16 protein-coding genes are annotated in these 13,343 nt (G+C 64.0%); 8 read left to right on the forward strand and 8 right to left on the reverse strand.

The window, feature by feature from the left end:
* Positions 1–8: 8 nt before the first annotated feature.
* From B0E51_RS02355 to B0E51_RS02370, 4 genes are all read left to right on the forward strand, one after another.
* Complete coding sequence (locus B0E51_RS02355; protein WP_254424369.1) at positions 9–1,217, forward strand: histidine kinase; 1,209 nt, start codon at positions 9–11, stop codon at positions 1,215–1,217.
* The gene (locus B0E51_RS02360) at positions 1,214–1,972 is read left to right on the forward strand and encodes a response regulator (RefSeq protein ID WP_077443192.1); all 759 of its coding nucleotides are present in this window, start codon (positions 1,214–1,216) and stop codon (positions 1,970–1,972) included. Before B0E51_RS02355 ends, B0E51_RS02360 begins: the two co-directional genes overlap by 4 nt.
* Positions 1,944–2,939: a hypothetical protein gene (locus tag B0E51_RS02365; RefSeq protein ID WP_077443193.1), complete on the forward strand. Its 996-nt coding sequence runs from the start codon at positions 1,944–1,946 to the stop codon at positions 2,937–2,939. The genes B0E51_RS02360 and B0E51_RS02365 overlap by 29 nt, the downstream gene beginning before the upstream one ends.
* Before the next feature lie 98 nt (positions 2,940–3,037).
* A complete protein-coding gene (locus B0E51_RS02370) occupies positions 3,038–3,955 on the forward strand; it encodes a PD40 domain-containing protein (protein ID WP_077443194.1) in 918 nt (305 codons plus the stop codon).
* 6 nt (positions 3,956–3,961) lie between these two features.
* Here B0E51_RS02370 and B0E51_RS02375 read toward each other — a convergent pair whose 3' ends face one another.
* From B0E51_RS02375 to B0E51_RS02410, 8 genes are all read right to left on the reverse strand, one after another.
* Positions 3,962–5,011, reverse strand: coding sequence for an AI-2E family transporter (locus B0E51_RS02375; RefSeq protein WP_254424380.1), 1,050 nt, complete (start codon positions 5,009–5,011; stop codon positions 3,962–3,964).
* 134 nt (positions 5,012–5,145) lie between these two features.
* Positions 5,146–5,511: a hypothetical protein gene (locus B0E51_RS02380; protein WP_077443196.1), complete on the reverse strand. Its 366-nt coding sequence runs from the start codon at positions 5,509–5,511 to the stop codon at positions 5,146–5,148.
* Positions 5,508–5,987, reverse strand: a complete 480-nt coding sequence (locus B0E51_RS02385) for a hypothetical protein (RefSeq protein ID WP_077443197.1) — start codon at positions 5,985–5,987, stop codon at positions 5,508–5,510. Before B0E51_RS02385 ends, B0E51_RS02380 begins: the two co-directional genes overlap by 4 nt.
* Positions 5,988–6,010: 23 nt before the next feature.
* On the reverse strand, positions 6,011–6,370 hold the full coding sequence (locus tag B0E51_RS02390) for a DUF883 family protein (protein ID WP_077443198.1): 360 nt from the start codon (positions 6,368–6,370) through the stop codon (positions 6,011–6,013).
* 53 nt (positions 6,371–6,423) lie between these two features.
* Entirely contained in the window at positions 6,424–6,579 is a 156-nt protein-coding gene (locus tag B0E51_RS02395) for a DUF1328 domain-containing protein (protein WP_077443306.1), read from the reverse strand.
* A 127-nt stretch (positions 6,580–6,706) separates the two neighbouring features.
* The gene (locus tag B0E51_RS02400) at positions 6,707–7,330 is read right to left on the reverse strand and encodes a YbhB/YbcL family Raf kinase inhibitor-like protein (RefSeq protein WP_077443199.1); all 624 of its coding nucleotides are present in this window, start codon (positions 7,328–7,330) and stop codon (positions 6,707–6,709) included.
* Between the two features lie 128 nt (positions 7,331–7,458).
* Positions 7,459–8,547 carry a PQQ-dependent sugar dehydrogenase gene (locus tag B0E51_RS02405; RefSeq protein WP_077443200.1) on the reverse strand — a complete coding sequence of 363 codons (1,089 nt, stop codon included), beginning with the start codon at positions 8,545–8,547 and terminating at the stop codon, positions 7,459–7,461.
* A 70-nt stretch (positions 8,548–8,617) separates the two neighbouring features.
* Entirely contained in the window at positions 8,618–10,261 is a 1,644-nt protein-coding gene (locus B0E51_RS02410; RefSeq protein ID WP_077443201.1) for an MBL fold metallo-hydrolase, read from the reverse strand.
* A gap of 90 nt (positions 10,262–10,351) precedes the next feature.
* On the opposite strand from B0E51_RS02410, the gene B0E51_RS02415 reads away from it, so the two are divergent.
* The 4 genes from B0E51_RS02415 to B0E51_RS02430 all read left to right on the forward strand — a co-directional run bounded on the left by B0E51_RS02415 (position 10,352) and on the right by B0E51_RS02430 (position 13,340).
* Positions 10,352–11,827 (forward strand): AAA family ATPase, encoded by a 1,476-nt coding sequence (locus tag B0E51_RS02415; protein WP_077443202.1) that lies wholly within the window; start codon positions 10,352–10,354, stop codon positions 11,825–11,827.
* A 102-nt stretch (positions 11,828–11,929) separates the two neighbouring features.
* Positions 11,930–12,352, forward strand: a complete 423-nt coding sequence (locus tag B0E51_RS02420) for a VOC family protein (protein ID WP_077443307.1) — start codon at positions 11,930–11,932, stop codon at positions 12,350–12,352.
* 19 nt (positions 12,353–12,371) lie between these two features.
* On the forward strand, positions 12,372–12,584 hold the full coding sequence (locus B0E51_RS02425) for a DUF3820 family protein (protein ID WP_077443203.1): 213 nt from the start codon (positions 12,372–12,374) through the stop codon (positions 12,582–12,584).
* Positions 12,585–12,725: 141 nt separating this feature from the next.
* Positions 12,726–13,340 (forward strand): 2OG-Fe(II) oxygenase, encoded by a 615-nt coding sequence (locus B0E51_RS02430; protein ID WP_077443204.1) that lies wholly within the window; start codon positions 12,726–12,728, stop codon positions 13,338–13,340.
* The last annotated feature ends 3 nt before the right edge of the window (positions 13,341–13,343 follow it).

Raw genomic sequence — 13,343 nt, forward strand, 5'->3', positions numbered from 1 at the left:
ATCTGCGGATGCGCGAACGCCGTCCCGTACCGGCGTATCTTCCGGCACATCCGTCGGTCGGCCGGCACTGGCACACTGCGCGAATGAACGTGGCGCAAGCAACGACCATCGTCGGCGAAGATCAGATACCTGACGACAACCGCTCGCAGCGACTCCTGAACTGGGCACTGGCCTTCGGTTTCTGGACGCTGCTGGCGCTGTCCTACGCGCTGACTTCAGGACTGTCCTCGCTCAGCGAAGGGCGCGATGCCGCCTGGTTGCGAGGGCTGACTTGGAACCTCACCGACTTCTGGTTGTGGATGCTGCTGGCGGCCGGGGTCGGCCGGCTCGGGCGACGTACGGCGGCCTTTAGCTGGCCGCGCCTGCTGGCTGTGCACGTGCCTCTCAGCCTCGGTGTCGCACTGGCGCAGACCGTGCTGCAGTTGCTGATCTTCTGGACCCTATGCGGCCCGGGCAAGATGCCGGTGGATACGTTCGGCGACTTCATCCATATGGAGTTCGCCTACAAGTTTCAGCAAGGGCTGGTGACCTACTGGGTAATCCTGGTGGTGCTGCGCGGAATGGAATCGCGCCGGCACCTGCGTGACGAACGCCTGCGTCGTACGCAGCTGGAGACGCAACTGGCGCAGTCGCAATTGCAGGCGTTGCGCATGCAGCTGCAGCCGCACTTCCTGTTCAACACGCTCAACGCCATCTCGGCGCTGGCGCTGGCCGATCCATTGCAGGCACGGCTGATGATTGCGCGGCTCAGCGATTTTCTGCGCCTCACGCTGGAGGAAAGTCACGCACCGCAGGTGCCGCTGTCACGCGAGCTGGAATTCCTCGCGTGCTATCTCGGCATCCAGCAGGTGCGCTTCCAGGACCGGCTGAGCATGCAGCTGGACGTGGACGACGACACCCTGGACGCGGCGGTGCCCAACCTGATCCTGCAACCGCTGGTGGAGAACGCGCTGCGCCACGGCCTGCAGAACAAGCCCGGTGCCGGCATCCTGCGCATTTCCACGCGACGTGCCGGCGACCAGCTGCAGCTGCGCGTGGACGACGACGGTCTCGGCCTGCCTCCTACAGGCACGCCGGAAGGTATCGGCCTGGGCAATACGCGTTCGCGCCTGCACATGCTGTTCGGCGACTCGGCACGACTCGAACTCTCGTCGCTGGCCGGCGGCGGTGTGCGCGTCGAGGTGCGCCTGCCCTTTGTCGTGCATATCGCCTCATGACGCCACGCCTGCGCGCCGTGCTGGTCGACGACGAGGTGCTGGCACGCCTTGCGTTACGCCAGGCATTGGCGTCGCATGCCGAAGTGGAGATCGTCGGCGAATGTGGCAATGCCGACGAGGCGATGCAGGCGGTGCGTGCACTACGCCCGGACCTGCTGTTCCTGGACATCCAGATGCCGGGCATGGATGGCTTCGAGTTATTGCACGAACTGGCACCCGATTGCCTGCCCTTGGTGGTGTTCGCCACTGCCTTTGCCGAACACGCGCTGCGGGCATTCGACGCCAGGGCCGTGGACTATGTGCTCAAGCCGATCGAACAGGCACGTTTCGACCAGGCGATGGCACGCGTCAACCAGCACTGGCAGGGGTTGCACACGTCATACGCACAGCCCGACCCCGCCGCTGTGACGGGCGCGGACGATTACGCGCAACGAATCAGTGTGCGCCATGGTGAACATATCCGGGTAATCAGCACGGCCGACATCGACTGGATCCGCGCCGACGGCAACTACGTGCACCTCCATGTCGGCAACGCCCGCTTCCTGCACCGTGACACGCTGCGCCACCTGCTGGCGACGCTGGACCCGGCGCAGTTCCTGCGCATCCACCGCGGCATCATGGTCAACCTCGATCGCGTGGCCGAAGTCCATCCACTGTTCCAGGGCAATGCCGAAGTGGTGCTGCACGACGGCACCCGACTCCATCTCAGTCGGCGCTTCCGCGCCCATGCGCGACGCGCGCTCGGCATGGCCTGATCCGTCGGCCGACGTCATTGACCGTTCGAGCATCACTGCCGACCACTCGTCACGCCCGATACACCGAACATCACAAAGCTGGCGCGGCGAACCCCGATCGACTGCAGGCTTCCTGGAGCCTGTTGGCAACGAACATTCCATGGAGACCGTGATGAACCCCCGTTCCCGTGTTGTCGCTACTGCCGCCTTTTTCGCTTCGATCTTTTGCCTGGCTGGTTCATCGGCCTGTGCCGAGTCGACCGCGGCGTATCTAAGCCCCAACCTCAAGGTGGGGGAACGTCTGTCCGATGTGTTTTCGAAAACCGTCTCGATAAAGGGAACGGGATTCAATGAGAAGGTCGATCGCATAAGCGGCAGCGCCGACTATACGGTGACCGGTGTAACGCCGGAGGCCTTCATCTTCGATGAGGAAGGTCGTTATGACGGGCATCCAACCCATGGCGTGACCCACGATATCAAGATACTTCAGGACGGCATCACCAATTGCTACAAGGGCAAGTGTGCCGTCGACGACGAGACCAGCGGGCTGACCTTCAATTCTTTGTTGTGGGGCAAGGCACCGGATGACATCCGTGCGGGAACCACCTGGACGGTCACCATCCCCAAGCCCTGGGAAATCGGCCCGGCCGGCACCGAGCAGGTGCGGGTGGTTCGCGTCGACCCGCTCAATGATGTCGTCGCGCTGACCCGCCATGGCAGTGGCAGCGGCCCGTCATCCGACGACCAGTACCGCCAGCAGAGCGGAACGCCGACGCAGATCACCACCACGGCCGGAAAGACCATCGACGTCTCGGTGATCCCGGGCCAGACCACCTGGCGTGGTTACACCACGATATGCAAGGGCGTCATCGTCAGCGATGAAATCATGGTGCAGCGACGCGTGACGCTGGTGTCCAAGGGCGGCGACAAATTCGAGGGCGAGCAGCGCTCCTATACCTTGCTCGACCTGTCACAAGACACGATCTAATCGTTGCCGGCCACCGATACACGAAAAACGGGATCACGCCTTGCGCTTTGGCATCGAGCAAAATCCCATTCGTTACGCCACTTGAGAAGTCATGCCCCATGAGCCGCATTCCCGCCATCGCTTATTCGTTCTGCCTTGCGGCCGCCGTGCCCTGCTTCGCCTCGTCGCTCGCGGTCGCCGGCACGGCGTCTATCGCGGCGCCCGCGCCGATCACGCTCGACGGCATCATCCATCCGGACAGCGACGATACCCTCGCCTTCACTCCTGATGGCAACACGGTGTTTTTCGACCGCAGCAACGGGCCGCACAAGACCGTCATGGTTTCCAGCAAGGTGGACGGGCACTGGTCGACCCCGCAGGTCGCGAGCTTCTCGGGCCACTGGTTCGATCAGGATCCGGTCGTCTCGCCGGACGGTTCGTACCTTTTGTTCAATTCCGACCGACCAACGACTCCTGGCGGCCAGCCGCTGACGCAGGACTACTTCGTCGGCGGCAAGGCGCCGGGCAGCAACATCTGGAAAGTGGAGCGCAAGGGCGATGCGTGGGGGGCACCGGTGTGGTTGGGGCCGATCATCAACGACGATCCCTTCGTCGATTTTGCGAGCATCGCCACCGACGGGACCTTGTATTTCATCCGCTGGGACAAGCAAGCGCGGGCGATGCATATCTGGCGCTCGCTGTATCGCAACGGCAGCTACCTGCCTGCCGTGCGTGTCGGCCTGGGCGATCCAGACGTCTCCACGCATGATCCCGCGATCGCGCCCGACCAGTCGTTCATCGTGTTCGACTACGGCAAGACCAAGGGAGGCCTCGGCCGCCTGTGCATCGCCTTCAGGCAAGGCGATCGCTGGAGCCGACCCGTCGACCTGGGCGATGTCGTCAACAAGGATATGCCGTGGGGTGCGCATGTCTCGACCGCCGGCGACACGGTCTATGTCACCGGGCAATCGGGCATCTGGCGACTTTCGCTTGCAGGGTGGCTGAAGCAACCTCCATCGGGCACGGTGAAGCGGTAACGGACTTCAGCGCTGCACCATCACCGCGAACCAGTGCCAGCTACGCACGCGCTCGGCAATCAGCTTGGTGCAGGTAAGCATCGGCACTGCCAGCAGCGCGCCGGGAATGCCCCACAGCCAGCCCCATACCAGCAGCCACAGCAGGATCGCGATCGGACTCAGTCGCATGCTGTGGCCCTGGATCATCGGCGTGATCAGGTTACCTTCCAGCGCGGTGATGCCGGCGAAGGTCAGCACCGGCAGGAATACATGCAGGCTCATCTCGTTCGCATAGAGCATGCACACCACCGCCAGCACCGAAGTGGTGACGATCGCACCGACGTAGGGAATGAAGTTGGCGAACATCGCCACCGCGCCCCACAGCAGCGGATCCGGCACCTTGTACAGCCACAGCATGCCTGCGGTGACCGCGCCCAAACCGGCATTGATCAGCAGCGCGGTCAGCAGGTAGCGCGACACCTCGGTCTGGATGCCGCGCACGATCACCACCGCGTGCCGCTTGTAGCCGAAGCCCGGGGTGATCTCCACCAGCCGGCGCAACATGGTGTCGCCGTAGACCAGGAAGAAGAACACCAGCAGCACCACGCTGAGTACCGCGGCCAGCACCTTGGGCGTGGTGGAGACCACGTCCCAGGCGCTGATCGTCATCGGCGGAGATGGCGTGGCCGGCGTGTGGATGGTGCCGGTATTGCCGCTGACCAGAGTCTGGGTGGCGCGGTTCGCCGCCTCCAGCGGCTGGGTGAGGTGCTTCAGCTTCGGCACGAAGCTCTTGAGAGCCTGCGGTGCGCCATGGAACCAGCCGACGGCCGGTTGCGTCAGCATGCTCACACCGCTGCCGATGCCGACGATCAGGCCGATCATCAGCACGCTCGCGGTCAACCAGCGCGGCAGATGGATGCGTGCCCCGGCGGCGACCAGCGGATTCAGGGCCAGCCCCAGGAAAGCGGCCAGCACCAGCGGAATCAGCAACGCCTTGGTCAAGGTGATGGTGTACATGAGCGCCAGGAACAGCAGCATGTTCAACAACCCACGGATCGCCCGCAGATGGCGACGCATGCCAAGTGTCGTCTGCAACCCACGCACCAGCTGCCGCTGTGAATAACCCGGCGCGACCTGATCCATCAGGATGACCGGCACCACATTGTCACCTTCGAGATCCTCCGGCGGTGGCGCGAATTGTTCAGGCTCGCTCATGACGATTCGCTGCCACCCGTGGCCGGCTCTTCGACACTACGATCATCCTGCTCGCGATCCCTTGCGCCAGGATCAAACGCGCCCAGCCCGGCCGTGCCCAGTTCCGCGATCAGGCGCGTGCCGAACGCGACCGCTTCGGCCAGACCGCCGCCAAGCAGCGGACCCAGACCCGGCACACGCAACGGATGCACGTTGAGGCTACCGAGCGCGAAACCTGCACCGGCCGCCACACCCACCGTCGTCAACGGATGCTGATGGCCACGCGTCAGCAAGGCCGCGGCAGGCGTGCTCAAATCCTGCCGTGCCGCGCTCATGCGCAGCTGCGCTACGCGCACTTTGGCCAGTTGATCTAAGACATTCATGGCCGATCCTCCCTCCCATCACCCTGCGCGGCCGCACGGCTGATTCCGCTTTCGGCCTTCTGCACGGTGTCACGCATCATCGCACTCCACTCGTTGCGCGTAGCGGGCAGGCTCATCCAGTGCATGCATCGACGGAACAGCACGATCGAGCCCAGCAGGAAAAATGCCTGCAACACCGCCAACACCAGCAGCGCCCAGATCCATGAACCGAACCAGGTCGCCAGCAGTACGCCGAGCAGACCCAGCACCGTCAGGCCCAAGCCGACGCCGGCCACCGTGGCAGCAAGACCCGCCAGCAGCATCCATGACACGGCGCTGCGCGCCAGCCCCAGTTCCGCCGTCAGCAGATGCAGCTGCGCACCGAACAGGCGCTTGACCGCGCGGCCAAGCTGGCCGATCTCGGTCAATAACCCAGACGAAGACGGCGCCGCATCCGGCGCCGTCTCACCTTGGGGGGTATCACCCTCGTTGTGCATTCCCTGTCCCGCTGATGCGCGGCTCAACGCCGCAGGATGCGACCGAGCAGCCAGCCTGCGCCAAGCGCGATGGCAACGGCCTGCACCGGCTTCTCGCGCACATAATCGCGTGCCTGCTCCAGCCACGCATCGGCGCGATCCATCGTCTCGTCATAGACCTCACGACCACGCTCGCTGACGTGGGCCGCCTTGTCGGTGGCGCGATGGGCAGCCTCGGCGGCTTTGTCGGTAGCGCGATGCAGGCCTTCCTCGACGTGATCGGCCGCGCGGTCCACCGCTTCCTTGGTACTGCTCACCGCACTGGTCGTGGCCTGCTTGATCCGCTCGGCACGCTCGTCGATGCGGTCGCCGTTCGGCTCGGGATTCTGTACTTGTTTGTTCATTGCATGCTCCGGAGGGACTCAGTATGGCGCAACGTGTTGCAACGGACGGCCATTCATCTGGCGCGACGGAAGAACGAGATGATCGCCAGGATCAGAAAAATGACAAACAGGATTTTCGCTATACCGGCCGCGGCTCCCGCGATGCCGCCGAACCCGAGTACGGCAGCAATGATAGCCACGACCAGGAAAACCAGGGCGTAATGAAGCATGGCAGTGTCCTCTTGAATGAAAGCTTGCTGCAGCCAGCGCTGCCGCATGCGGTCATTCACCCATAGCCCGTGCCATGCGGGTGTGAAGGGAACCGGCGCCGCCGTGCACGCGGCGCCGACGTTTGGCTCAGCCGGCGACCGCCGGATTGAGGCTGTACGTGCCGACCAGCTCCGCTTCGGCCAACACATGGCCGACCATGGCAGCACGCAGTTCGGCCAGCGAAAAACCCTGGATGAGTGGCAACGCCGCCACGTCGAGTGCATGTACCTTGAAGTGATAGTGATGCAGCAGCGCATCGTTCCATGGTGGACACGGGCCGTCGTAGCCGAGATATTCGCCGCTCATCTCGGCATCACCGGCAAACCAGCCGGTGTAGTCATTCACGCCCTGCACACTGCCGGGCGGTCCGAACGGCTCGCGCTTGCCACGCGGAGTGATCGCGTCACTGCACGCGGCGGCCGCCAGCTCGCCGCATTCAGCCGGGATATTCGCCATCAGCCAGTGCACGAACTCCACTCGCGGCAAGTCGGCCGACACCGTGCGGCCTGCCTTGTTCACGTCGTCACCTCGGCTGGGCACGTCGGTGTCGATGCAGGTGAGTACGAACGAGCGGGTAACCAAGGGTGCATCCTTCCACGCCAGATGCGGACTCAGGTTGTCCGATAGTGCAAACGGATCGGCGCGCTTGCCGAAGGCAAATTCGGCCGGGATCGACTCACCGTTCTTGAAGTTGTCACTGCGTAGTTGCATGTATGTCTCCGTGGATTCAAAGCCCGTTAGCTCTATATAGCTCGTCATTCCGGCGCAGGCCGGAATCGCTTCACAACAGCGAAGCTGGTTATCGCTCTTCGCCACCACGCAGGAATGACATGGTGGACTCAAGGCTTGTACGTCACCCGATACACCGCCCCTGCCAGATCATCACTCACCAGCACACTGCCATCCGGCAGCGGCTGCACGTCGACCGGGCGCCCCCACGCACTTTCGTTCTGCTCGAAGCCGGTAATCAGCGGTTCGTACGACAGCACCTTGTTGCCGTTCAAACGTACCGTCATCACCCGGTAACCGGATTTCTTGCTGCGGTTCCACGAACCGTGCTCGGCGACGAGGATCGCGCCCTGGTAGCTGGCCGGAAACTGCTTGCCCTCGTAGAAGCGCATGCCGAGCGAAGCCACATGCGCACCGAGTTTCAGCACCGGCGGCACGTAATCCTTGCAGCTCTTGCCCTTGCCGAATTCGGGATCGAGCGTGTCGCCCTGATGGCAATACGGATAGCCGAAGTGTTCGCCGACTTTGGTGATCTCGTTCAACTCGTCGCTGGGCATGTCGTCGCCCATCAGATCGCGGCCGTTGTCGGTGAACCACAAGTGTTTCGTGCCCGGCTGCCAGTCGAAACCAACGGTGTTGCGGATGCCGCGCGCCACATCTTCGATGCCGGAGCCGTCCGCGTTCATGCGGGTCAGCTTGCCGTGATCCGGACCCGGATCGCAGATATTGCACGGCGCACCGATCGGCACGTACAGCTTGCCGTCCGGGCCGAACGCGATGAACTTCCAGCCGTGGTGCGTCTCGGTGGGAAACTTGTCGGTGATCACGACCGGTTTCGGCGGATCATCCAGATGGTTCTCGATATCGCGCAGCACGTAGATCCGGCTCACCGCGGAGATATACAAGTCACCGTTCTTGAACGCCACACCGACCGGCAGCTGCAGCCCGCTGGCGATCACGCGCACCTTGTCGGCATGACCATCGCCCTTCGTGTCGGTCAACGCATACACCTTGCCGGCGTCGTTGGAACCCATGAACACGGTGCCTTTCGCACCCAGCGTGATCTCGCGCGCATTCGGCACCTGATCCGAATACACCGCGATATGGAAACCCTTTGGCAGGGTCAGCTTGTCCAGTTGCGGCGCGGCGAAGGCCGGCGCCGCCAGCAGATAGAGCAACCACCACAGTTTCGTGCGCATCGGTCGGCCTCCGCATCGACGGGTAGACCGTGATGCTAACGCCGCCAGCATGAAATGTCGGTCGACGCGGCTATTTCGTCGCCGCATCGACCAAGTGGACCACCTCGGACCAGGGCGTCGGGCCTTCATGCATCGCGTAGACCGTGGTTACCTCCAGGTGCTCGCGTGCCACTGCCTGCACCACCTCGTGCATCAGTTCGGGATCGTAGAGCGTGTGGTCGGCATTGAGCGCCAGTGTGTCGCTGGCATACAGCAGCTTGTGCTGCGGGAAATACACCATGTACTGGCGCTCGGTTGAGGCGCCACGCAGCGGGTAGATCACCACCCGATTCGCCCCGCTGCCGATCTCCTGCCGGCCCGAAATCACATGCCATTGCGGGGCTCTGGGCGCGGCTTGCAGATGGTCCGGCTGCAGTCGGTGGGGGGCCGCGACCAACCGATCCAGCAGCGGCTGGTTCAGGTCGAGGATGTACACCGGCAAGTCCTCGGCCACCGCCTCGCGCACGCCGGCCATATGCGGCCACGAATCGGAGCTGGACAGCACCGCCTTCACCGGCATACCGGCAAACGCGCTGCGCGCCTTGGCCAGCACGCCGGCGACGTAATAGGGCGAGATCGGCGCTTCCAGTACCAGCACGCCGTCGTCCTGCTTGATCAGGGTGGCATTCCACGCACCGCTGTACAGCTCGATGCCCGGTGCCAGCTCGACGCGGTGCTTGTCGCTGAATTCACGGTTCCAGCCCTTCGATTGCGCACTCTTCGCCGCCACTGCCGCATCCATCGCGAAGGTCTTGTCGTCCAGCGCCTTATTGAAGCTGGCATCGAGGATCTGCATCGACTGCCACAGCACGCCGTTGCGTTGCTCGATGCGGTTGGTCGGCAACACCGTGCCGTTCAGAAGTTTCCAGTTGTCATAGTAGACACGCTGTTCCACATCACCCCAGGCGAACCAGAAATCCTGGAACGTCGCCGTGCGCTCGAATGCATCCGGCAGGTGGTTGAACGCATTGAGCATCACGCGTACCGGCCGGCCGTTCCAGCTGAATTCCAGCACGCTGTGCGGGGTGGAGCGCAGCCATTCGCCGCTGGTGTAATGCAGGTCCGGTGCCGCCGCCGCGGTGAGCAGCAGGCGCTCCGGCCCCAGCGCCAGCGTGGCACGGGTATCTTCCAGATCGGACAACCCGCACGGCGAGTCGCCGTCCTTTCCGCGATACACGCCACCCTGGGCGGTGGCCACCAGGGTCTGCTCGATGTCTGCCTGATGCGGGTCGGACTCCGGCCATACAGCGCGGGCATGCTGCAGCAGCCGGCCCTTGTCGAAATCCAGCGTGAGCTGGTCGCGCTCGTAGCTGCTGATGAACGGTGCCTGCCGGTACGACTGCTCGGTGAGTGCGGTGTGCCCGATCACGTCGAGTTGCACGTTGTGGATGGCCGCCAGCTTGTCGCGACCGCCCATCGCGGTCAGCGCCAGGTCGAGGCAGGCACGCGCATCGAGCCGTTCGCAGCCGGGCCGGCCAGCGATGCCTTCGCGGGAACCATCCGGCCGGGACGATGCGGAGGCATGCGTTGCAGCCGTAGCGATCAGGCTCAACGCCGTCAGCGCGGCAACCGGGGAAATCCTGCACCAACGCTTGCGGCTGTTCATCGCTTGTCGCTCGATCAGGCCCAACGGGCGGATGCCGCAGCCTACGAGGTTTGCGCGGTAGCGCCCCATGAGGAAAGTCATGCCGTGCGGGAAGTCATGCCTCGCCGCGGGCACCACGCGATGGCTCTGCTAACGTGGCGTACTTTACAGGGAGGCCGCATGAGCGAACTGCAGGATCTGACCACGCTGGTACGCGCGGCCACGCCATTGCTGGTGATCGAGACGGTGGACGAACAGCGGGTGATCGAGTGTTTCCGCCACGTGATCGCGCAGGCGCTGCATCCCCTGTGGCGCTGGACGCTGACCGACGGTCTCAGCCGGCTCGACTTCGCCCAGACGGACGGCGAGGTAGCGCCGGATGCCACCGCCACGCTGGACGCGATCCGCGCGCAGGGCGAGCGTGGCATCTATCTGATGTTCGATTTCCACACCCTGCTGCGCTATGCGATGAGCCTGCGCCAGATGCGCGAGATCGTGCAGCGCCAGCGCTGCGCCGCGCACACCATCGTGCTGGTCGGTGCGAAGATCGAATTGCCCGAGGAACTGGAGGCATTGGCCCTGCGCGTGCCGCTGTCGCTGCCGGACATCAAGGAACTGGCCGGCATCCTGCGCGGCGAAGCCGTGGCCTGGCAGCGCGAACAGGGCCGCAAGGTCGAGGTGGACAACGATGCCGCGCGCACCATCGTGCGCAACCTGCTCGGCCTGTCCGCACCGGATGCGCGGCGCATTGTGCGCAAGCTGATCTACAACGACGGCGCACTCAACCACGCCGACCTGCCCGAACTGATGCAGGCCAAGTTCGACCTGCTCAACCGCTCCGGCCTGCTGCATTACGAGTACGCCACCGCCAGCTTCGCCGACATCGCCGGCGTCAGCCGCGTGCGCGAATGGGTGCAGCGGCGGCGTACCGTGTTCCTCGATCCGTCCGCCACGCCGATGCTCGATCCGCCGAAGGGTGTGCTGCTGCTCGGCGTGCAAGGTTGCGGCAAGAGCCTGGCGGCGAAGGCGATCGCCGGCGGCTTCGGCGTGCCGCTGGTGCGGTTGGACTTCGGCACGCTGTACAACAAATACCAGGGCGAGACCGAGAAGAACCTGCGCGAGGCACTCGGCAGCACCGAGCTGCTGGCACCGTGCGTGCTGTGGATCGACGAGATCGAGAAAGGCCTCGCCGGCGGCGGCGATGATGGCGGCGTGTCGCGCCGCGTGCTCGGCTACCTGCTGACCTGGATGGCCGAGCGCAAGGCCAAGGTGTTCGTGGTCGCCACCGCGAATGCCGTCAACGAGCTGCCCGCCGAACTGCTGCGCAAGGGGCGTTTCGACGAGATCTTCTTCGTCGACCTGCCGAAGGAATCCGTGCGAAGCGAGATCTTCGCGATGCACTTGGGCCGCCGCAAGCTCGATGTCGCCGGTTTCGAGCTGTCCGCGCTGGCTGAAGCCAGCGATGGCTATTCCGGCGCCGAAATCGAACAGACCATCGTCAGCGCTCTGTATGACGCAGCTAGCAACGGCACGCCACCGGATCAGGCGACCTTGCTCAATGCGCTGAAGCAGACGCGGCCGTTGTCGGTGCTGATGCGCGAACAGGTGGAAGCATTGCGGGCGTGGGCGCAAGGGCGGTGCGTGGCGGCGGATTGATGTCTTCCAGCCGCACCTGTCTACATCAAGGTTGCTATGTATTCTGTGTTGACCGCGAAATCATCATCGCTGAGTTGCGCACTTTTCTACCAAGGCCCGACCATGCACGAGCTGCCACCCTTTCACCTTGCCTTCCCGGTGACATCTCTGGCCACGGCCCGTACGTTCTACGGCGATCTGCTCGGCTGCCCCGAGGGCCGCTCCAGCGACAGCTGGGTGGACTTCGATTTTCACGGTCACCAGATCGTGGCGCATCTGGCGCCGGAGGAAGCGCGCGCTGTGGCAGCACACGACGTGGATGGCGACAACGTGCCGGTACGTCATTTCGGGGTGGTGTTGTCGATGGATGCGTGGCAGGCATTGGCAGAGCGGCTGCAAGCGGCCGGCACGCGTTTCGTGGTCGAGCCACATATCCGCTTCAAGGGCCAGCCCGGCGAGCAGGCCACGATGTTCCTGCTCGATCCCTGCGGCAATGCGCTGGAATTCAAGGCGTTCGCGGATCGCGCGCAGTTGTTCGCGAAGTAGCACGGCAGGAGCAACCGTGATGGATCCGGAAGACCTGCCGAAGCTGGTAAGCGTGCGCATGCCGTATGGCAAGTACCAGGGGCGGCTGATCGCCGATCTGCCCGGTGCGTATCTCGCATGGTTTGCGCGCAAGGGCTTTCCGAACGGCGAGCTGGGCCGGCTGCTGGCGCTGATGCTCGAGCTGGATCACAACGGACTGTCGTCGCTGCTCGATCCGCTGCGCAAGCGTTAGAAAGATCTGAACAAGCCTTCTGCCGTCATGCCCGCGAAAGCGGGCATCCAAGTGGATGTTCGCAATGGATGCCCGCTTTCGCGGGCATGACGACCTTTTAGAGCATCCTTAGCCTAGCACCGCTGGTTACACTGGCGCCCGATGAATACCGACTCCCATGAATTCAGCAGTGTGGTGAACGCACTGACCACCGATGGCTGGTGCGTGGTGCCGGATCTGCTGCCGGCCGCACAGACGCAGGCATTGGCAGCCGAATGCCGCGCCATGCACGAGGCGCGACAGCTGGCGCCCGCGCGAGTCGGTTCCGCACGCACCGCCACGCCATTGCGTGGCGACAGCACGCACTGGTTCCAGGCTGGGGCGATGAGCACACCGCAGCAGGCGTTCACCGATCGCCTCGATACGCTGCGCATTGCGTTCAATCGCGAGCTGATGCTCGGCCTGATCGAATGCGAATCGCACTACGCGGTGTATCCACCGGGCGCCGGTTACACACGGCATATCGACCGACTGCGTGACAGCGATGCGCGGGTGGTGTCGGCGGTGTTCTACCTCAACGAAGACTGGCAGGACACTGATGGCGGTGCGCTGCGGCTGTATCTGGACGGCGGTTCGCATCGTGACATTTATCCGCACGCGGGCAAGTTGCTGCTGTTTCTCTCGGCGCAGTTCGAGCACGAAGTGTTGCCGGCTACGCGCGACCGCATGAGCATCGCCTGTTGGATGCGGCAGCGGGCACTCGCGCCGACGTTTTGAAAC

The organism is Rhodanobacter sp. C05, from assembly GCF_002001165.1.
Classification (GTDB): Bacteria; Pseudomonadota; Gammaproteobacteria; order Xanthomonadales; family Rhodanobacteraceae; genus Rhodanobacter.